Source organism: Pseudomonas fluorescens (assembly GCF_902497625.1).
GTDB lineage: Bacteria > Pseudomonadota > Gammaproteobacteria > Pseudomonadales > Pseudomonadaceae > Aquipseudomonas > Aquipseudomonas fluorescens_BQ.
Genome location: NZ_CABVGX010000055.1, coordinates 17212 through 38085, shown reverse-complemented (window position 1 = coordinate 38085; position 20874 = coordinate 17212). Strand labels below are relative to the sequence as shown.

18 protein-coding genes are annotated in these 20874 nt (G+C 59.6%); 6 read left to right on the top strand and 12 right to left on the bottom strand.

All coding sequences use genetic code 11. From position 1 onward, the window contains the following. From F8N12_RS24340 to F8N12_RS24310, 7 genes are all read right to left on the bottom strand, one after another. A partial coding sequence (locus F8N12_RS24340) for a response regulator (protein ID WP_150582648.1) occupies positions 1–464 on the bottom strand: 464 nt, incomplete at its 3' end. Positions 465–631: 167 nt separating this feature from the next. Then, a complete protein-coding gene (gene phoU / locus F8N12_RS24335) occupies positions 632–1393 on the bottom strand; it encodes a phosphate signaling complex protein PhoU (RefSeq protein WP_150582647.1) in 762 nt (253 codons plus the stop codon). Positions 1394–1509: 116 nt separating this feature from the next. Further along, positions 1510–2343, bottom strand: coding sequence for a phosphate ABC transporter ATP-binding protein PstB (gene pstB, locus F8N12_RS24330; RefSeq protein WP_150582646.1), 834 nt, complete (start codon positions 2341–2343; stop codon positions 1510–1512). Positions 2344–2436: 93 nt separating this feature from the next. Next, the gene (pstA, locus tag F8N12_RS24325; RefSeq protein WP_150582645.1) at positions 2437–4107 is read right to left on the bottom strand and encodes a phosphate ABC transporter permease PstA; all 1671 of its coding nucleotides are present in this window, start codon (positions 4105–4107) and stop codon (positions 2437–2439) included. 15 nt (positions 4108–4122) lie between these two features. Next, on the bottom strand, positions 4123–6405 hold the full coding sequence (locus F8N12_RS24320; RefSeq protein ID WP_150582644.1) for an ABC transporter permease subunit: 2283 nt from the start codon (positions 6403–6405) through the stop codon (positions 4123–4125). Positions 6406–6651: 246 nt separating this feature from the next. Then, complete coding sequence (locus F8N12_RS24315; RefSeq protein WP_150582643.1) at positions 6652–7650, bottom strand: phosphate ABC transporter substrate-binding protein PstS; 999 nt, start codon at positions 7648–7650, stop codon at positions 6652–6654. A gap of 239 nt (positions 7651–7889) precedes the next feature. Beyond that, positions 7890–9188, bottom strand: a complete 1299-nt coding sequence (locus F8N12_RS24310; RefSeq protein WP_150582642.1) for an MFS transporter — start codon at positions 9186–9188, stop codon at positions 7890–7892. Positions 9189–9551: 363 nt separating this feature from the next. Between F8N12_RS24310 and F8N12_RS24305 the strand changes: the two genes are divergently transcribed. Further along, positions 9552–9956: an acyl-CoA thioesterase gene (locus F8N12_RS24305; RefSeq protein ID WP_150582641.1), complete on the top strand. Its 405-nt coding sequence runs from the start codon at positions 9552–9554 to the stop codon at positions 9954–9956. Between the two features lie 72 nt (positions 9957–10028). Then, a complete protein-coding gene (locus tag F8N12_RS24300) occupies positions 10029–10928 on the top strand; it encodes a D-hexose-6-phosphate mutarotase (RefSeq protein ID WP_150582640.1) in 900 nt (299 codons plus the stop codon). 116 nt (positions 10929–11044) lie between these two features. On the opposite strand, the gene F8N12_RS24290 is transcribed toward F8N12_RS24300, so the two are convergent. The 5 genes from F8N12_RS24290 to F8N12_RS24270 all read right to left on the bottom strand — a co-directional run bounded on the left by F8N12_RS24290 (position 11045) and on the right by F8N12_RS24270 (position 14859). Beyond that, positions 11045–11581 (bottom strand): DUF3299 domain-containing protein, encoded by a 537-nt coding sequence (locus F8N12_RS24290; RefSeq protein WP_150582639.1) that lies wholly within the window; start codon positions 11579–11581, stop codon positions 11045–11047. An 88-nt stretch (positions 11582–11669) separates the two neighbouring features. Beyond that, on the bottom strand, positions 11670–11915 hold the full coding sequence (locus tag F8N12_RS24285; RefSeq protein WP_028620423.1) for a GlsB/YeaQ/YmgE family stress response membrane protein: 246 nt from the start codon (positions 11913–11915) through the stop codon (positions 11670–11672). 108 nt (positions 11916–12023) lie between these two features. Next, on the bottom strand, positions 12024–13106 hold the full coding sequence (locus tag F8N12_RS24280; protein ID WP_150582638.1) for a 5-(carboxyamino)imidazole ribonucleotide synthase: 1083 nt from the start codon (positions 13104–13106) through the stop codon (positions 12024–12026). 11 nt (positions 13107–13117) lie between these two features. Beyond that, positions 13118–13609, bottom strand: a complete 492-nt coding sequence (gene purE / locus F8N12_RS24275; protein WP_150582637.1) for a 5-(carboxyamino)imidazole ribonucleotide mutase — start codon at positions 13607–13609, stop codon at positions 13118–13120. A gap of 332 nt (positions 13610–13941) precedes the next feature. After that, positions 13942–14859: a LysR substrate-binding domain-containing protein gene (locus tag F8N12_RS24270; RefSeq protein WP_150582636.1), complete on the bottom strand. Its 918-nt coding sequence runs from the start codon at positions 14857–14859 to the stop codon at positions 13942–13944. Positions 14860–15039: 180 nt separating this feature from the next. Between F8N12_RS24270 and F8N12_RS24265 the strand changes: the two genes are divergently transcribed. From F8N12_RS24265 to F8N12_RS24245, 4 genes are all read left to right on the top strand, one after another. Further along, positions 15040–16464 (top strand): aspartate ammonia-lyase, encoded by a 1425-nt coding sequence (locus F8N12_RS24265; protein WP_150582635.1) that lies wholly within the window; start codon positions 15040–15042, stop codon positions 16462–16464. A gap of 420 nt (positions 16465–16884) precedes the next feature. Next, positions 16885–18336 carry an alanine/glycine:cation symporter family protein gene (locus F8N12_RS24260; protein ID WP_150582634.1) on the top strand — a complete coding sequence of 484 codons (1452 nt, stop codon included), beginning with the start codon at positions 16885–16887 and terminating at the stop codon, positions 18334–18336. 140 nt (positions 18337–18476) lie between these two features. Next, a complete protein-coding gene (locus F8N12_RS24250) occupies positions 18477–19481 on the top strand; it encodes an asparaginase (RefSeq protein WP_150582633.1) in 1005 nt (334 codons plus the stop codon). Positions 19482–19705: 224 nt separating this feature from the next. Next, the gene (locus F8N12_RS24245) at positions 19706–20704 is read left to right on the top strand and encodes an AraC family transcriptional regulator (protein ID WP_150582632.1); all 999 of its coding nucleotides are present in this window, start codon (positions 19706–19708) and stop codon (positions 20702–20704) included. Positions 20705–20874: the final 170 nt, after the last annotated feature.

The window sequence follows — 20874 nt, the reverse complement described above, 5'->3', positions numbered from 1 at the left end:
CCTCCGGTCAACGCACTCAGGGAGTCGTTGCCGAACGCCGAGTTCATTTTGGTCGGAGCGCTATTGATCAAGGTATCGAGTTTGCCCACCTTGTTCAGCGCCTGCTTGACCTTGGTCAGGAGTTGTTCGTTGGTGAAGGGTTTGCTGACATAGCCGGAAACGCCGGCCTGAATCGCCTGTACGACATTCTCTTTATCGCCACGACTGGTCACCATCACAAAAGGCATGGTTTTGAGGTTGTCCTGCTCACGACACCAGGTCAGCAGTTCCAGGCCGGACATTTCCGGCATTTCCCAGTCGCACAGGACCAGATCGAACGCTTCGCGCGCCAGAATCGACTGAGCTTTCTTGCCGTTGACCGCGTCTTCGATACGGATGCCCGGGAAATAATTGCGCAGACATTTTTTCACCAGGTCACGAATGAACGATGCATCGTCCACGACCAACACACTGACCTTACTCATCCATCACCCCTTTAAAAAATCCCGGCAAGGATACCGCCTTCTCTGATGGCACATTGCCAAAAAGCTTCAGTCACGCCGGGACTTTTCGTTCGCGGGTGCTGCATTCGATGCGTAAACCCGAAACGAAAACGCCCGGCCGAAAGGCCGGGCGCTTTACTTGGGCAATCTTACTTATCGTCCGCTGCGCCCGGAACATTAGCGTTTTCGCTGCTTGTGCCTTCAACTTCTTCCTTCATGCGCTTGAGGCCCAGGTGACGTACGTCAGTGCCGCGCACCAGGTAAATCACCAGTTCGGAAATATTGCGCGCGTGGTCGCCGATGCGTTCCAGCGAACGCAGCACCCAGATAATGCTCAGAACCCGCGAGATAGAGCGCGGATCTTCCATCATGTAAGTGGCGAGTTCACGCAGTGCGGTTTTATATTCGCGGTCGATAATCTTGTCGTATTGCGCGACCGACAGGGCCAGGTCAGCGTCGAAGCGGGCGAATGCGTCCAGCGCATCACGAACCATGTTGCGCACCTGGTCGCCGATGTGACGCACCTCTACGTAACCGCGCGGCGCCTCGCCTTCTTCACACAATTGAATGGCGCGACGGGCGATCTTGGTCGCTTCGTCACCGATGCGCTCCAGGTCGATAACCGACTTGGAGATGCTGATGATCAGCCGCAAGTCAGAGGCCGCAGGCTGACGACGGGCCAGAATGCGCAGGCATTCTTCGTCGATGTTGCGTTCCATCTGATTGATCTGATCATCGATTTCGCGAACCTGCTGAGCCAGGCCGGAGTCGGCCTCGATCAGCGCAGTCACCGCGTCATTGACCTGCTTCTCCACCAGCCCGCCCATGGCCAGGAGGTGGCTGCGCACTTCCTCAAGCTCGGCGTTGAACTGCGCGGAAATGTGGTGGGTTAAGCCTTCCTTCGAAATCATGTTGTTTGCTCCGCGAAAGTTGCGAGCTTCAAGCTGCAAGCTTCAAGCCGATGTATGTCGTTACGCTGAACCGCTCTAACTTGCCGCTTGAAGCTTGCGGCTTGAAGCTGCCTCAACTAGCCATATCGGCCCGTAATGTAATCTTCGGTCTGCTTCTTCGCCGGATTGGTGAACAGGGTGTCGGTATCGCCGAATTCCACCAGTTTGCCCATGTACATGAACGCCGTGTAATCGGAAACCCGTGCGGCCTGCTGCATGTTGTGGGTCACGATGACGATGGTGAATTTGGATTTCAGCTCGTAGATCAGCTCTTCGACTTTCAGCGTCGAGATCGGGTCGAGTGCCGAGCACGGTTCGTCGAGCAGCAGCACTTCCGGCTCTACGGCGATGGTGCGCGCGATCACCAGACGTTGCTGTTGACCACCGGACAAGCCCAGTGCCGATTCATGCAGACGGTCTTTGACCTCGTCCCACAGCGCCGCGCCTTTCAACGCCCACTCGACGGCTTCGTCGAGAATGCGTTTCTTGTTGATGCCCTGGATGCGCAGGCCGTACACCACGTTCTCGTAGATGGTTTTCGGGAACGGGTTGGGCTTTTGAAACACCATGCCGACGCGACGACGCAACTCGGCAACGTCTTCGCCCTTGCGGTAGATGTTGTTGCCATAGAGATTGATCGCACCTTCTACGCGGCAGCCGTCGACCAGATCGTTCATGCGGTTAAAAGTGCGCAGCAGCGTTGACTTGCCGCAGCCGGACGGGCCGATGAATGCGGTCACGCGCTGTTTCGGAATGTTCAGGCTGACGTCGAACAGCGCTTGTTTGTCGCCGTAAAACAGGCTCAGGCCCGGCACTTCGATGGCCACGGTTTCCTGCTCAAGGTTCAGGCTCTGTTTGTCGCGACCCAGCGCCGACATATTGATGCCGTGGGTATGAGTTTCGTGCTGCATGGTCTCACTCCGTTCGTAGCTGCCAGCTTCGAGCTGCAAGCTGCAAGATTTGAGCAAAAGCGGCTTGTAGCTTGCCGCTTGTGGCTAATGGCTTTAGCTATCCAGCGCTTTGTACTTCTCGCGCAGGTGGTTGCGGATGTATACCGCCGACAGGTTCAGTGTCGCGATCACCAGCACCAGCAGGAACGCTGTGGCGTACACCAGCGGCCGCGCGGCTTCGACGTTAGGGCTCTGGAAGCCGACGTCATAAATATGGAAGCCAAGGTGCATGATCTTCTGGTCAAGGTGAAGGTACGGGTAGTTGCCGTCCAGCGGCAGCGACGGCGCCAGTTTCACCACGCCCACCAGCATCAGCGGCGCCACTTCTCCGGCGGCACGCGCCACAGCGAGAATCATGCCGGTCATCATCGCCGGACTGGCCATTGGCAGCACGATCTTCCACAGGGTTTCAGCTTTGGTGGCACCAAGCGCCAGCGAACCTTCACGCACGGTGCGAGGGATCCGCGCCAAGCCTTCTTCGGTGGCGACGATCACCACCGGCACCGCCAGCAGCGCCAGCGTCAGAGAGGCCCAGAGCAGGCCCGGCGTACCGAACGTCGGCGCAGGCAGCGCTTCCGGGAAGAACAAGCGGTCGACCGAGCCGCCCAGCACGTAGACGAAAAAGCCCAGGCCGAACACGCCGTAAACGATTGCCGGCACACCGGCCAGGTTGTTTACCGCGATGCGGATAATCCGCGTCAATGTGTTCTGTTTGGCGTATTCGCGCAGGTAAACCGCTGCCAGAACGCCGAACGGCGTCACGATCATCGCCATGATCAACGTCATCATCACGGTACCGAAGATCGCCGGGAAGATTCCGCCTTCAGTGTTCGCTTCTCGCGGATCATCGCTCAGGAATTCCCAGACCTTGCTGAAGTAAAAGCCGATCTTGGTGAAGGTGCCCATCGCGTTCGGCTGAAAAGCGTGAACCACTTTGCCAATGTCGATTACCACTTCCTTGCCGTTGGCATCGCGGGCGGTCAGGCTGTCGCGGTTGAACTGCGCATGCAACTCGGCCAGACGCGCTTCGATGTCCTGATAGCGCGCGTTCAGCTCAGCGCGATCGGCGTCCATGTCTGCTTGTGCAGCGGCGTCGAGTTTGCCGGAGAGTTCCAGTTTGCGACCCTGCAAACGAATGCGTTCGAGCCCGGCGTTGATGGCGCCAATGTCGACCTTTTCCAGGGATTTGAGCTGGGCAGCGAGCTCATTGACGCGAGCGACACGGGCCTGCAGTTCCGGCCAGGCAGCTTCACCTTCAGCGATAACTTTGCCATTCTCCTTGACGTTGACCAGGTAACCGTAAAAGTTGCCCCACTCGCGACGTTCGATGGCCATCAATTCCGGCGGCGTCGTCTGGTTGGTCAGCCACTCGCCGACGATCCAGGTGAAGTCGGTGCCATTCAGGTCACGGTTGCCGACCTTGATCAGCTCGCGGGTCATGAACTCCGGGCCCTGATCGGGCACCGGCAGGCCTGCGCTTTTCAGGCGCTCGCGAGGCACTTGTTCCTTTTGCACCACCTCGCCGATCACCAGGTGATTGGCCTGGCCCGGTACGTCGTAGCTGGCGTGGATCAGGTCCGCCGGCCAAAAGTGACCCAGGCCGCGCACGGCAATCACTGCCAGCAGGCCAATGGTCATGATGACCGCGATGGACACCGCGCCACCGCTGATCCAGACGCCCGGGGCGCCGCTCTTGAACCATCCGTTCAGGGAGTTCTGTTTCACAGACTTCTACCTTTCTTAAAGCGACGAGTATTTCTTGCGCAGGCGCTGACGAATCAGTTCCGCGAGGGTATTCATGACGAAGGTGAACAACAGCAGCACCAACGCCGAGAGGAACAGCACGCGGTAGTGGCTGCCGCCGACTTCCGATTCGGGCATTTCCACCGCGACGTTGGCGGCCAGCGTACGCAGACCTTCGAACAGGTTCATTTCCATGACCGGGGTGTTGCCGGTGGCCATCAGCACGATCATGGTTTCGCCGACGGCACGGCCCATGCCGATCATCAGCGCCGAGAAAATACCCGGGCTGGCGGTGAGGATCACCACTCGCGTCATGGTCTGCCACGGCGTCGCGCCCAGGGCCAGGGAACCGAGGGTCAGGCCACGGGGCACGCTGAATACGGCATCTTCGGCAATGGAATAGATGTTGGGGATCACCGCGAAGCCCATGGCCAGCCCGACTACCAGTGCGTTGCGCTGGTCGTAGGTGATGCCCAGGTCGTGGGAAATCCACATGCGCATGTCGCCGCCGAAGAACCAGTTTTCCATGTACGGGCTCATGTACAACGAGAGCCAACCGATGAACAGGATGACCGGGATCAGAATCGCGCTCTCCCAACCGTCAGGCACTTTCAGGCGGATCGATTCAGGCAGACGACTGAAGATGAAACCGGCCAGCAGAATGCCGATCGGCAATAGCATCAGCAGGCTGAAAATGCCCGGCAGATGCCCCTCGACATACGGCGCGAGGAACAGGCCCGCGAAGAAACCGAGGATCACCGTTGGCATCGCTTCCATCAATTCGATGACCGGCTTGACCTTGCGGCGCAGGCTCGGGGCCATGAAATAAGCGGTGTAGATGGCGGCGGCAACAGCCAGTGGCGCGGCCAGCAGCATGGCGTAGAACGCGGCTTTCAGCGTGCCGAAGGTCAGTGGCGCCAGGCTCATCTTCGGTTCGAAATCGGTGTTGGCGGCGGTCGATTGCCAGACGTATTTAGGCTCGTCGTAGTTTTCGTACCAGACCTTGCTCCACAGCGCGCTCCAGGAAACTTCCGGGTGCGGGTTCTCCAGCAGCAACGGTTGCAGCTTGCCGCCTTGCTCCACGATGATCCGGTTGGCCCGTGGCGACAGACCAAACAGGCCCTGACCATCAACCACCTGATCCACCAGCAGGGTGCGGTGAGCGGTGCTGTGGAACACGCCGAGCTTGCCCGACGCGTCCAGCGCAACGAAACCCTTGCGGCGTTCTTCGGCTGTGATTTCTACGATCGGCGTGTCGCCCATCTGGAAGGTACGGATCTGCTTCAAACGCGATTCGCCATCTGCGTCACGCGCCATGAACCACTGCGCCAGGCCGCCCCTGGAATCGCCCAGAATCAACGAGATGCCGCCTACCAGCTGCGCACTGGCGGTGATCTGGTCATCGCCGTTTTCGAGCAGTTTATAGCGGCCGTTGAGGCTCTTGTCGCGCAGACTGAACACGTCGGCCTGAGCACGACCATTGATCACGTACAGCCACTGTTGGCGCGGGTCGACGAAGATGTTCTTCACCGGTTCGGTCATCTGCGGCAAATCAATGCGCTTCTGCTCGCTGGTCACTTCGCCGGTCATCATGTTCTCTTCGCTGGTGAGCGACAGAACATTGAGTTGCGAACCGCTGGAACCGACCAGCATCAGGGTCGAATCGGTCGCGTTGAGACTGACGTGCTCCAGCGTAACACCGGCCTCGTTGAGCGCAATCGGCGCCTCGCCGTACGGGTATTCGATGGCCGGTGAAATGGTCTTCTTGCCGTCCGGGTAGGAGACTTTATAGGTGTGACGGAACACCAGCGCCTGACCGTTGGAAAAACCCACCGCGACCAGCGGCTGGCCTGGCTGGTCTTTGCCGATAGCGGTCACGCTGGCCCCGGCTGGCACCGGCAGGTCGACGCGCTTGAGTTCGGCGCCGCTGTCAATATCGAAGAACAGTGCCTGGCCCTTGTCGGACACGCGCATGGCGACCTGATTCTGTTCTTCCAGGGAAATCATCAACGGCTTGCCGGCGTCCTGCATCCAGGCCGGCGTGATCGCGTCCTGCGCTTGCAGGTCAGCCCCTTTGAAAAGCGGCGCAACCACATAAGCGAGAAAGAAGAAGATCAGGGTAATGGCTGCCAGCACCGCCAGGCCGCCAATCAGGACGTACCAGCGGGTGAAGCGATCCTTGAGCGCGCGAATGCGGCGCTTGCGTTGCAATTCAGGCGTATTGAAGTCAATTCGCTTGGGGGGATTTGTAGTCATGGGAGCATTGGCCAGATCATTCATGCGCACACCCTAGCGATCCTGTATGACAGAAAGATGACAGTGTAGTGACGCGACAAATCCGCCGCGTGTTTGGACAGGCAGCGGATTGAAATTTGAAGGCCGGGCAACCCGGCTTCTGTAGCAGCTGTCGAGGGTACCGAGGCTGCGATCTTTTGAGCTTGCGGTTAGAGCCAGGTCAAAAGATCGCAGCCTCGTTTCACTCGACAGCTGCTACACAGATCCGGGGGTTAGCCCGGACCTAGGGTTTTACTTCTTTGCTACGCTGCCGCCTTCCTGCAGGCCCAGGTCAGCCAGTGCTTTGGCAGCGACTTTGGCTGGCAGTGGGATGTAGCCGTCTTTCACGACAACTTCCTGGCCTTGTTTGGACAGAACCAGTTTGATGAACTCGGCTTCCAGCGGGGCCAGAGGCTTGTTCGGGGCCTTGTTGACGTAAACATAGAGGAAGCGCGACAGCGGGTACTTGCCGTTCAGGGCGTTTTCTTCAGTGTCTTCGACGAACTCAGTGCTGCCTTTCTTGGCCAGTGCCACTGTTTTCACGCTGGCGGTCTTGTAACCAATGCCCGAGTAGCCGATGCCGTTCAGCGAAGAGCTGATCGATTGCACCACCGAAGCGGAACCTGGCTGTTCGTTAACGTTGGCCTTGAAGTCGCCTTTGCACAGGGCTTCCTCTTTGAAATAGCCGTAAGTGCCGGATACCGAGTTGCGACCGAACAATTGCACCGGCTTGTTTGCCAGGTCACCGGTCACACCCAGCTCACCCCAGGTTTTGACATCGGCCTTGCCGCCACACAGACGCGTAGAAGAGAACACCGCATCGACCTGTTCCATGGTCATGTGCTGAATCGGGTTGTCCTTGTGTACGAACACCGCCAGGGCATCCACGGCAACCGGGATAGCGGTTGGCTTATAGCCGTATTTGGTCTCGAAGGCTTGCAGCTCGTTGTCCTTCATCTTGCGGCTCATCGGGCCCAGGTTAGCGGTGCCTTCAGTCAGCGCAGGTGGCGCGGTGGACGAACCCGCAGCCTGAATCTGGATGTTTACGTTCGGGTATTCTTTTTTATAGTTCTCAGCCCAGAGGGTCATGAGGTTGGCCAGGGTATCGGAACCGACGCTGGACAGGTTGCCCGACACACCAGTGGTCTTGGTGTAGCCCGGAATAGCAGGGTCAACAGCGGCAACCGCGTTGGCAGTCGCAACGCCAGCAGCGACGAAAGTCATTGCCGCCATCAAACGCTTCAGTTTCATGCCTTACTCCTAGCAGATAGGGTGTTTAAGTCGGGGCCAAGTATCAGCAGGCCGTGTGAACACTCTATGGCTGAAATATGACAATTGGATGAAAGGCCACTATTGGGTGTCTAACGTTGTACCGCGTGATCGTTCATCGCGAGCAGGCTCGCTCCCATAGGGGATTTGCGGCGTACACAAAACCGGTGGGAGCGAGCCTGCTCGCGATGGGGCCAGTGCAGTCGATACAAAGCGTTGGCCTACCGCCCCTTCCTCCAAAGATACCCACCCACCAAAATCCCCACGCCGCACAGCACCGCTACGTAATACGCCGGTCCCATCGGACTTTCTTTAAGAAGCAGGCTGACGACCATCGGCGTCAAGCCGCCGAAAATGGCGTAGGCGACGTTGTAGGAGAACGACAAACCGCTGAAGCGCACTACGGGCGGGAATGCTTTGACCATCACGTACGGCACCGCCCCTATCGTGCCGACCAGAAAACCGGTCAGTGCGTACAGCGGGAAAAGCCAGTTCGGGTGATCCGCCAGACTGTGATAGAACGTCCAGGAACTGACCAGCAGCCCGGCGCAACCGAATACAAACACCCGGCCGGCGCCAAAGCGATCCGCCAGGGCACCGGCGATGATGCAACCGATGCTCAGGAACACGATTGCGATGCTGTTGGACTGCAGCGCGGTGGTAGGCGAAAAGTGGTAGACCGTCTGCAGCACAGTTGGCGTCATCAGGATCAGCACCACGACACCGGCGGACAACAACCAGGTCAACAGCATGGAAATCAGAATCGCCCCGCGATGATCACGCAATACTGCGCGAAGCGGCACCTCTTCGGCCAACGCTTTGCGCAATTGCAACTCGGCGAACACCGGGGTCTCGTGCAGCCAGCGACGCAGGTAGACGGAAAACAGCCCGAAAACGCCGCCCAGCAGGAACGGGATCCGCCAGGCGTAATCCGCGACTTCCACCGGCGTGTAGATGCTGTTGATCGCCGTCGCGACCAGCGAGCCCAGCAAAATGCCCGCGGTCAAACCGCTGGTCAAGGTGCCGCAGGCGTAGCCGATGTGCCGTTGCGGCACATGTTCGGAAACGAAGACCCATGCGCCCGGCACTTCGCCGCCAATCGCCGCGCCCTGAATGACCCGCATCAGCAGCAACAGGATCGGTGCCCAGATGCCGATCTGCGCATACGTGGGCAGCAAACCCATGATCAGGGTCGGCACAGCCATCATGAAAATACTCAGCGTGAACATCTTCTTGCGACCCAGCAAGTCACCGAAATGGGCCATGACAATGCCGCCCAGAGGCCGCGCCAGGTAGCCGGCGGCGAAGATGCCGAAGGTCTGCATCAGCCGCAGCCACTCAGGCATGTCGGCGGGGAAGAACAGCTTGCCGACCACCGTGGCAAAGAACACGAAAATGATGAAGTCGTAGAACTCCAGCGCGCCGCCCAGGGCGGACAGCGATAAAGTCTTGTAGTCGTTGCGGGTCAAAGGACGTGCGGGCTGGGTCGGTTGCGCGACGCTGGAGGGCGCTGTGGTCATGGCAAGAGCTTCTCTTATAGTCGAATCTGCAGCCTCGACAACGCTGGCAGAGGCTTGGGCAGGTTCGGCACCATACCAAATTGTTCGAAAAAGCACATAGAGGGGCGTAATTGGCGGTCAAAATCAGAACCGGACGGTCGTCTCGGAGTCTACCGACCGATATACTTGCGGTTCTGCAACAGTTTGAGAGGGTTGCTGTGCGAAAACGCCTGCCAGCTTCACAGGCCATTTCGCAGAGTTTCCCTTATAGACGCCTTACGAAAAACACGTCGAACAGCGTATGTTCGAGGCATGATCGTTTTTCCTGGACGACTATCTATTCGCACTACCAATTAAGAGTCACGGGTCAGAGGCACCCCCGGCATGCTAGAGCTCGAACAAGAAGATCCGATCCCGCAAGGCGACCTGGCCCTGCAAATCACCGCGCTCCCCCGCGAAACCAATGGCTTCGGCGATATTTTCGGCGGCTGGCTGGTAGCGCAAATGGATTTGGCCGGCACCGCAATGGCCAGCAAAGTGGCGGGCGGACGCGTAGCGACAGTTGCCATCGATCGCATGGCGTTTCTGGTCCCGGTGGCCGTCGGCGCCCAACTCTCCTTTTATACCCAGGCGCTGGAAATCGGCCGTAGCTCGATCCAGATGATGGTTGAAGTGTGGAGCGACGATCCACTGTCCAGCGAATGGCGCAAAGTAACCGAGGCGGTGTTCGTGTTTGTCGCCATCGACGGCAGCGGCCGTACCCGTTCCGTGCCGTCCAGGGCTCGCTGAACCAGGCAGCGTTAAACGCAGTGACCGTTTTGCGGTCCATTGAAGTCAATGTTCCTGATCGAGAGTTGCCCCATGAGCACGCCCGACGTTGAAGCCATGAAACTGGACGACCTGAATTGCTGGCGCATTCGCCACGGTCAGGCGGAATTGCTGGTGGCCCAGCAAGGCGCGCACATCCTCAGTTATCAGCTGGCCGGCCAGCCACCGCTGATCTGGCTCAACGACGAAGCCGTGTTCAAGAGCGGCAAGAGCATCCGCGCCGGCGTGCCGGTGTGCTGGCCGTGGTTCGGCAATCTCGCACGCAACCCGCAAAGCGTACAGGCGATGCGCGTCAGTCATGACGAGGCGCCGGCTCACGGCCTGGTACGGGCGATGGATTGGGAGTTGGGCAGCATCGAAACCGACGGTGAGGGCCTGAAAGTGGAGTTCGTCCTGCCCTACCCCGAAGGCGGCTTGCCGGGCTGGCCGCACCAAGTGGACTTGAAGCTCAGCATCCGTCTGGACGAACAACTGCACATCAGCCTGACCAGCATTAATCAAGGCGCCGACGAGGTCACCATCAGCCAGGCATTGCACAGCTATTTCGCCGTCAGCGATGTGCGCAATGTGCATGTTGAAGGCGTGAATGGCCTGAGTTACATCGAGACGCTGGAAGACTGGAAGCTCAAGCCTCAGGTCGGTGACCTGCGGTTTACCGGCGAGACTGACCGGATCTATCTTGAGACGCCTGCGCTGCTGAGCATTGTTGATCCGGCGTGGGAACGGCGCGTCGAGCTGACCAGCAGCGGATCGCGTTCGGCCGTGATCTGGAACCCATGGATTGATCGTGCGGCGGCGTTCAGCGACATGGCGGATGACGGCTGGCAGCGGATGCTGTGCATCGAGACGGCGAATGTGATGGATGACGTGGTCACGCTGGCGCCGGGTGCGAGCCATACCCTCGGCGTCAGCATCGGTAGCAGGCCTTTATAGGAACACCACAAGCAAATGTGGGAGCGGGCTTGCTCGCGAAAGCGGCACAACAGTCAACGATGATGCTGAATGTTAACCCGCCTTCGCGAGCAAGCCCGCTCCCACATTTGGATTACCTACAAATCCGATTCCTGCACCACTCTGACTGTCGCCGCATCCAGCGCATACGCCGCATCAGCCAGATCATTGCTGACCTTCTCGACCTTCAGCGTGCCCGTTACCCACAACGGCGTGTAGATATCCTCCACCTTCAATCCCTTCGGATAACGCACCAGCACCAGTTGGTTAGGCGGTGGCGGTGGCACGTGGATGCAGGCGCCCGGGTAGGGCACGAGGAAAAACAAGGTGCTGCGTCCTGCAGCATCGGACTCCAGCGGCACCGGATAGCCACCCAGACGAATGTTCCTGTCGTTCATCGACGCCACGGTTTTGCTCGAATACATCACGGCCGGCAAACCCTTGCTCTGCTTCATGCCACCTTTTTCGGTAAAGGTGCCGTTGGCTTCGGGCGAGTCGTGATCGATTTCGGGCATGGCCTCGAGGGCCTTCTGGTCCGACTTGGGCATCAGCTCCAGCCAGTCGGTTTCCGGCAGGTCGCCGGCGTGGGCATAGCCCGAACCCAGTAAAAGGAAGGTCAGTAAAAGATGGCGCATGAAGGTGCTCGGCAGAAGAAGGGACGATGAAGCGCCGAGCATTCTAGCCCTCCCCGCGCGTTTGGCAGAGAGGGCTTTGTCGCCTGGATCAGCGCTTCTTGATCAAACCGTAGATCACCAGCAACACCACGGCGCCAACCAGCGCACCCAGGAAGCCTGCACCTTCGCCCGCGCGATAGATGCCCAGAGCCTGGCCGCCATACGTGGCCGCCAGCGAACCGCCGATACCGAGCAGGATGGTCATGATCCAACCCATGCTGTCATCACCCGGTTTCAGGAACCGGGCCAGCAGGCCGACGATCAAGCCGATAAAGATGGTTCCGATAATTCCCATGGCATTTCCCTCAGATTTGAATGGCTACGCGAAAGCCTAGTCAGACTTTCGCATACTGCCATGAGAGAACGCCGGCCCCTGAATGGTTCCGCCGTTAACGCAAGGAAACTACTCGGCGATGAGCGCTTCGACCTTGAGGATCTGCGCGGCGAGTGTGTCGCGGTCGGCACAACGCAGGTTGGCATGGCCGACCTTGCGCCCGACCTTGAAGGCTTTGCCGTAATGATGCAAATGGCAATCGGCAATGGCCAGGACTTTCTCGGTGTCCGGCACTTTACCGATGAAGTTGAGCATCGCACTTTCACCGACCTTGGCCGTCGAGCCCAGCGGCAGGCCGGCCACCGCCCGCAGGTGGTTTTCGAACTGGCTGCATTCGGCGCCTTCGGTGGTCCAGTGCCCGGAATTGTGCACGCGCGGGGCGATTTCGTTGGCCTTGAGGCCACCGTCGACTTCAAAGAACTCGAACGCCATCACGCCGACATAATTCAGCTGCTTGAGTACGCGGCTGGAGTAATCTTCGGCAAGCGTTTGCAGCGGATGGTCGGTACTGGCCACGGACAGCTTGAGAATGCCGCTGTCGTGGGTGTTGTGAACCAGCGGATAGAACTTCGTTTCGCCATCCCGAGCACGCACGGCGATCAACGAGACTTCGCCCGTGAACGGCACGAAGCCTTCCAGCAAACAGGCAACGCTACCCAGCTCGGCGAACGTGCCGACGACATCTTCGGCGGTACGCAGGACTTTCTGGCCCTTGCCATCGTAGCCCAGCGTCCGGGTTTTCAGCACGGCCGGCAGACCGATAGCAGCCACGGCGGCGTCCAGATCGGCTTGCGACTGGATGTCGGCGAACGCCGGGGTCGGAATTCCCAGGTCCTTGAACATGCTCTTCTCGAACCAGCGATCGCGAGCAATTCGCAGCGCATCGGCGCTCGGGTAGACCGGGACGAATTGCGACAGGAAGGCGACGGTTTCCGCCGGGACGCTTTCAAACTCGAAGGTCACCAGATCGACTTCATCGGCCAGCTGACGCAGGTGATCCTGATCGCCATAATCGGCTCGCAGGTGTTCGCCCAGCGCGGCTGCGCAAGCATCCGGCGCGGGGTCCAGGAAAGCGAAGTTCATGCCCAGCGGAGTACCCGCCAGGGCCAGCATGCGACCCAACTGGCCGCCACCGATTACACCGATCTTCATCGTCAATAACCTCAGGCGATGCGTGGGTCTGGATTGTCCAGGACGCTGTCTGTCTGCTCGGCGCGGAAAGTTTTCAGCACGTCGTGGAACTGCGGATGCTTGGCGCCCAGGATACTCGCCGACAGCAGCGCGGCGTTGATAGCGCCGGCCTTGCCGATGGCCAGGGTCGCGACCGGGATGCCCGCAGGCATCTGCACGATCGAGAGCAGCGAATCCACGCCCGAGAGCATCGACGACTGCACCGGCACACCGAGCACTGGCAAGTGGGTCTTGGCCGCACACATGCCCGGCAAGTGCGCCGCGCCACCGGCACCGGCGATGATCACCTCGATGCCACGCGCTTCGGCCTCTTCGGCGTACTGGAACAGCAGGTCCGGGGTGCGGTGGGCAGAAACCACTTTCACCTCGTAAGGGATGCCGAGCTTTTCCAGCATATCGGCGGTGTGGCTAAGGGTGGACCAATCGGACTTGGAGCCCATGATCACGCCAACCAGTGCACTCATCGTCGTGCCTCTTCTCTCTGGGCGCCCGCAGGCGCGTCAAAAAACAACAAGCCACGCAAAAGAGCGTGGCTTGTTGTACGAATTCTGGCCAGTCGAGCCGGCCGAAGGCCGCGCAGTATACCGCAATGAAGCAGATAAACAGCCCCCATGGCGACCATCTGTCATACGGCGCAAAAGCCCGGTTTTATTGACTGGAAGGTCAATCAAATACATTACAATTCCCCTGTGGGAGCGAGCCTGCTCGCGAAGGCGGCGCATCAGCCGACCTCGATGTTGCCTGACACACCGCTTTCGCGAGCAGGCTCGCTCCCACATTTTGATCTTCAGCGGTCTCAGGAACCGGTTGTACCTTGGGCCGCTCCGCCTTCGAGCTTGCGCCACAACAACCGCACGTTCGCTTTGCGCACCAGCGCGCAGCGATACAAGCGAATCTCCAGTGGCACGTGCCATTGCGGGCCGCCGCAGACCACCAGCTCACCGCGAGCCAGTTCCGCACGGACGCTCAGTTGCGGCACCCAGGCAATCCCCAGCCCTTCCAGCGCCATGCTCTTCAGGCTGTCGGCCATGGCGGTTTCGTAAATGGTGGTGAAGCGCAGCGCTCGCTGACGCAGTAACAGGTTTACCGAGCGCCCGAGAAAAGCCCCGGCGCTATACGCGAGCAACGGCACGCTGCCATCGCCTTCCAGATCGAACAGCGGTTTGCCGTTCGCGTGCGCAGCGCAGACCGGCAGCATTTCGGTCTGCCCGAGGTGCAGCGACGGAAAGATTTCCGGGTCCATCTGCATCGCCGCGTCCGGGTCGTAAAACGCCAGCATCAAATCGCAACCACCCTCTCGCAGCGCGTGCACAGCGTCGCCGACGTTGGTCGCCACCAGACGCGTGGCGATGTTCAAGCCTTCATTGCGCAACTGGGCAATCCAGCGCGGAAAGAAACCCAACGCCAGGGAGTGAGCGGCAGCGACTTGCATCACCTCGCCTTGCCCGCCTTCCAGGTGATGCAGATGGCGCAGCACTTCCCCAAGCTGCTCGACCACGGTGCGTGCTGTGACCAGAAACAGCTGACCCGCCGCTGTCAGCTCGATCGGCGTGCGTGAACGGTTGACCAGTTGCAGCCCCAGCGCCGCTTCGAGGCTGCGAATTCGCCGACTGAACGCCGGCTGAGTCACGAATCGGCGCTCGGCAGCTTGGGAGAAGCTGCGGGTGGCAGCCAAGGCGCTGAAGTCCTCAAGCCATTTACTTTCCAGATTCATCACGCCCTCCCGGACACGCACCAATTTAGGTCACACGCTCGTCACGAATACGACGTCACATCGACATTATGCCGAATATGCATAGGCCAGTGTTTAATAGCATTGGCCCAAAATTCTCCACAAGCCTAGCATTTGCAGTGTTCCGGCACAGGCCGGGTTCCTATCGAGATGATTTCTATCATGTCCTCCGCTGCATCTTTCCGCACAGAAAAAGACCTGCTTGGCGTACTCGAAGTACCTGCTCAAGCGTATTACGGCATCCAGACCCTGCGAGCGGTGAACAACTTCCGTCTCTCCGGCGTTCCGATTTCGCATTACCCGAAGCTGGTTGTCGGTCTGGCGATGGTCAAACAGGCCGCCGCTGACGCCAACCGCGAACTGGGCCACCTGAGCGAAGCCAAGCACGCCGCCATCAGCGAAGCCTGTGCCCGTCTGATCCGCGGCGATTTCCACGAAGAATTCGTGGTGGACATGATTCAAGGCGGCGCCGGTACTTCCACCAACATGAACGCCAACGAAGTGATTGCCAACATTGCTCTCGAAGCAATGGGTCACGAGAAAGGCGAGTACCAGTACCTGCACCCGAACAACGACGTGAACATGGCGCAGTCGACCAACGACGCCTACCCGACGGCGATCCGTTTGGGTCTGCTGCTCGGTCACGACGCGTTGCTGGCCAGCCTCGACAGCCTGATTCAGGCATTCGCTGGCAAAGGCGAAGAATTCAGCCACGTTTTGAAAATGGGTCGTACCCAGTTGCAAGACGCCGTGCCGATGACCCTCGGGCAGGAATTCCGTGCCTTCGCCACTACCCTGGGGGAAGACCTCGCGCGCCTGAAAACCCTCGCGCCTGAATTGCTGACCGAAGTGAACCTGGGCGGCACCGCGATCGGTACCGGCATTAACGCCGACCCGCGTTACCAGGCCCTGGCCGTTCAGCGTCTGGCCCTGATCAGCGGCCAACCGCTGGTGCCTGCCGCCGACCTCATCGAAGCCACCTCCGACATGGGCGCCTTCGTGCTGTTCTCCGGCATGCTCAAGCGCACCGCGGTCAAGCTGTCGAAGATCTGCAACGACTTGCGCCTGCTGTCCAGCGGTCCACGCACCGGTATCAACGAGATCAATTTGCCGGCGCGTCAGCCGGGCAGCTCGATCATGCCCGGCAAGGTCAACCCGGTGATTCCGGAAGCGGTCAACCAGGTGGCCTTCCAGATCATCGGCAACGACCTGGCACTGACCATCGCGGCCGAAGGCGGTCAGCTGCAATTGAACGTGATGGAGCCCTTGATCGCATTCAAGATCTTCGACTCGATACGCCTGCTGCAACGCGCCATGGACATGCTGCGCGAACACTGCATCGTCGGCATCACTGCCAACGAAGCGCGCTGCCGTGAACTGGTCGAGCACTCGATCGGTCTGGTCACCGCGCTGAACCCGTACATCGGCTATGAAAACGCCACCCGCATCGCCCGCATCGCGTTGGAAAGCGGCCGCGGCGTGCTGGAACTGGTGCGTGAAGAAGGCTTGCTCGACGAAGCGATGCTCGCCGACATCCTGCGCCCGGAAAACATGATTGCTCCACGTCTGGTTCCGCTTAAAGCCTGAACCGACGCGTTACCTGTAGCAGCGCTCACCAGGTCGAGGGACTAGACACCTCTCACCTTTTGAGGGCTTGGGGATTTATTCCCCAGGCCCTTTTTTTTATCCGCAGCACCGCCAAGCCGGTAGGAGTGAGCCTGCTCGCGATCGCGGTTGTCCATTCAACATTGCTGGCGACTGACACACCGCTATCGCGAGCAGGCTCGCTCCCACAGAAAAGCATCGGTATAGTGCCGCCCCTCTTCGCATGAGCGGTCGTCGGTAACGAGGCTTTAACCCATGCGATACCCGAACTCATAACAAACCCGCGATTTGCAACCGGGACGAAACCTCTGCCCCACCTGTTTTGCCGTGCGCAAACCGGTGTAACACGATGTTTCTGCCTGTCCAGCTTTTGCTTACATAAAAAACAGCGAGGAATACTCCATGCTCGAAGTCATCAACGGCTTCCTCTCAGAGAAAGTACTGATCGTGCTCATTGTCGGGCTCGGTGGCTACTTCACGATCCGCTCGCGTTTCGTACAACTGCGCCACTTTTTCCACATGTTCGCGGTGTTCCGCGACAGCCTCAAAAGCAGCGCCGGTCAGCTCAGTTCGTTTCAAGCGCTGATGCTCAGCCTCGCCGGTCGCGTTGGCGCAGGTAACATCGCCGGCGTCGGCATCGCCGTCACCATGGGCGGCCCCGGGGCGGTGTTCTGGATGTGGGTGACCGCGCTGGTCGGCATGGCCAGCAGCTTCTTTGAATGTTCGCTCGGCCAGCTCTACAAGCGCTGCGATAGCGACGGCAGTTATCGCGGCGGTCCTTCCTATTACATTCAGCATGGTTTGCAAAAACGCTGGCTGGGCATGGTCATGGCGTTTCTGCTGCTGGTGACCTTCGGGTTTGCCTTCAACGGTCTGCAATCCCACGCGGTGACTCACTCGCTGCAGGATGCTTTCAAACTCGACCCGACCTACACCGGCGCGGCACTGGCCGTGTTGCTGGGTCTGGTCTTCTTCGGTGGGATCAAGCGTATCGCCAAGGTCGCAGACCTGCTGGTACCGGTGAAAACCCTGGTGTATATCGGCGTGACCATTTACGTGATCGTGCTGCAATTCGATCAGGTACCGGCAATGCTGATGACCATCGTCAGAAGCGCCTTTGGACTGGATCAGGCGTTCGGCGGCTTGATCGGCAGCGCGATCATCATGGGCGTGAAACGCGGCGTGTTCGCCAACGAAGCGGGCTTGGGCAGCGCGCCGAACGTGGCTGCGGTGGCGTCGGTTGAGCACCCTGTGGCGCAAGGTGTGGTTCAGGCGTTCAGCGTGTTCCTCGATACGTTCGTGATCTGCACCTGCACAGCCTTGCTGATTCTGCTCTCGGGTTTTTACACCCCAGGCTTCGAAGGCGACGGTATTGCCCTGACGCAGAACTCGCTGGCTGCCGTGGTCGGCGACTGGGGCCGCAGTTTCATCTCCGTGGCGCTGTCGTTGTTCGTTTTTACCTCGATCCTCTACAACTACTACCTGGGTGAGAGCAACCTGCGCTTCCTGATCGGTGAGAACCGCACGGCGCTGATGGCTTATCGCGCTCTGGTACTGGTGCTGATCTATTGGGGCGCCATCGAAAACCTCGGCACCGTGTTCGCCTTTGCCGACATCACCATGACCTTGTTGGCGTTCGTGAACCTGATCGCGTTGTTCCTGCTCTTCAAGATCGCCATGCGCGTCCTGCGCGACTACGACGACCAGCGCGCCGCAGGCATCAAGACGCCGGTGTTCGATTCGAGCAAGTTCCCGGATCTGGACCTGGACCTGAAAGCCTGGCCGGCCAACCCGCCCGCGGTTGCAGTCCAGGCTGAAGTCGAGTCACAAGGCGTACCCGCAGCGCAACGCTGATCGGTTAAAGTGCGCAAAATCCCTGTGGGAGCGGGCTTGCTCGCGAATGCGGTCTTTCATTCAACATTGATGTCGACTGATACAACGCTTTCGCGAGCAAGCCCGCTCCCACAGGAACTCATCGTTCTCGGAGCACCTCCATGAATTCCTCGACCTACCCAGCCGCCCAACACGTCATGGTGCTTTACACCGGTGGCACCATCGGCATGCAAGCCAGCGCCAACGGCCTGGTGCCGGCGTCCGGTTTCGAAGCGCGGATGCGCGAGTATTTGCACAGCCAGCCTGAGTTGGTGGTGCCGCAGTGGCGCTTTCGCGAGATGTCGCCGCTGATCGACAGCGCCAACATGAGCCCGGCGTATTGGCAGCAGCTGCGTGTAGCGGTGGTCGACGCAGTGGATGAACAAGGCTGCGACAGCGTGCTGATCCTGCATGGCACCGACACACTCGCCTACAGCGCGGCGGCCATGAGCTTTAAATTGCTCGGCCTGCACGCCCGCGTGGTGTTCACCGGTTCCATGTTGCCGGCCGGCGTGGCTGACAGCGACGCCTGGGAAAATCTCGGTGGGGCGCTGGTCGCTCTGGGTCAGGGCGTGGCACCGGGCGTTCATCTGTACTTTCACGGTGAACTACTCGATCCGACCCGCTGCGCAAAGGTGCGCAGTTTCGGCCGTCATCCCTTCAAGCGGTTGGAGCGTCAAGGCGGCGGTGTTAAAGCGTCTACCCTGCCGACGCAACTCCATTACAACCAGCCTGGGCAATTGGCCAAAGTCGCGGTGCTACCGCTGTTTCCAGGCATCGGCGCGCAACTGCTTGATGCTGTGCTCAACAGCGACATTCAGGGTTTGGTGCTGGAGTGCTACGGCAGCGGTACCGGGCCAAGCGACAATCCGGAGTTTCTCGCCGCTCTCGCGCGGGCACGCGATAACGGCGTGGTGGTTATTGCCGTTACGCAATGCCATGAAGGTGGCGTTGAGCTGGATGTCTACGAGGCCGGTAGTCGCCTGCGCGGTGCCGGCGTGCTGTCGGGTGGCGGGATGACCCGTGAAGCGGCATTCGGCAAGTTGCATGGGTTGCTCGGTGCGGGGCTTGAGATCGCCGAAGTGCGACGCCTGGTCGAGCTCGACCTTTGCGGTGAATTGAGCTGACTTCAACTGATCGTCCCCAGAAGCATTCCCACGCAGACGGTTCGACGTGGAAACGATCAACACACCACCTACCCTGTGGGAGCGAGCCTGCTCGCGACAGTAGTCGACCATTCAACATGAATGGTGGCTGAGACGACGCTATCGCGAGCAGGCTCGCTCCCACAAGGATCTGCGTCGGGCACATAACTTGCTGCCGTTCCAGCATCCCAGTGCTGGAACAGCCCATGCTCCATTCCCACCTCACTACCCTCAACGCCGTGTCTCTGGTGCTCAACACCTTCAAGGCCGAAGGCCTGTCCGGCGAAGCACTGCTCGCTGGCAGCGGCATCAGCCCGGCGGATTTACAGCGTGCCGACACGCGCATCACCACCAATCAGGAGATGCAGGTCTGTGCCAACGCCGTTGCGCTGAAACGTGATATCGGCCTGGAACTGGGTCGGCGCATGCACGTTTCCTCTTACGGCATGCTTGGCTATGCGCTGCTGACCAGTGCCACCTTCGGTGACGCTTTGCGGTTGGCGATGCGTTATCCGGCCCTGTTGGGAACACTTTTTGAACTGAGCCTCGAGGACGAGGGCGAGCGCGTATGGTTTGTCGCCGCAGACTATCGAGAAAACCCGGCACTGGCCGTGTTCAACGCAGAGTTCTGTCTGGTGTCGCTGAAAGTCATCTGCGACGACCTGCTCGGGCAATCGTTGCCGCTGGTGAGTACGCGCTTCGAACACACCGCGCCCGATTATCAAGCGAGCTACAGCGAGCACTTTAATTGCCCACTGCACTTCGGCGCGCCGGACAATGCCTTTGCTTTCGACAGACAGTGGCTTGATCAGCCCCTGCCGCTCGCCGATGCCATCACCCACCAGGCCATGGCCGAGCGCTGCCGCAAACAGAACACTGAATTCACCGGCCGCCAGCTGTGGCTCGGGCGAATCCGCCAGCTGCTCAGTGCACAGCTGAATGCCGCACCCGGCCTCGAAGGCTTGGCCGAACAGATGAACTGCTCGGCGCGCACCCTGAGGCGGCACCTCAAGGAACTGGGGTGCAGTTATCAGGAGCTGCTCGATGAGCTCAGGTTCGAGCACGCCAAACAGATGCTCTGCGAAGAGCAGATGCCGATCTATCAAATTGCCGAGGCGCTGGGCTTCAGCGAGACCGCAAGTTTCCGCCATGCGTTTGTGCGCTGGAGTGGCGTGGCGCCAAGTCAGTTCCGGCCGCACGGATAACCCTGTGTCTAAGGGACTCCCCTCGCCACAAGGTTATCCTCCACATGAGTGCATCCACGCGCCGGACCGGGGCACTAATGCGCTACAAAGGGGCGAATTTCGGTCAGACGTTTTGGCCATATCGATCCCCTTTTGGCCTTTCCTGCCGTTCTCTTCGAAGCCGTGCGCCG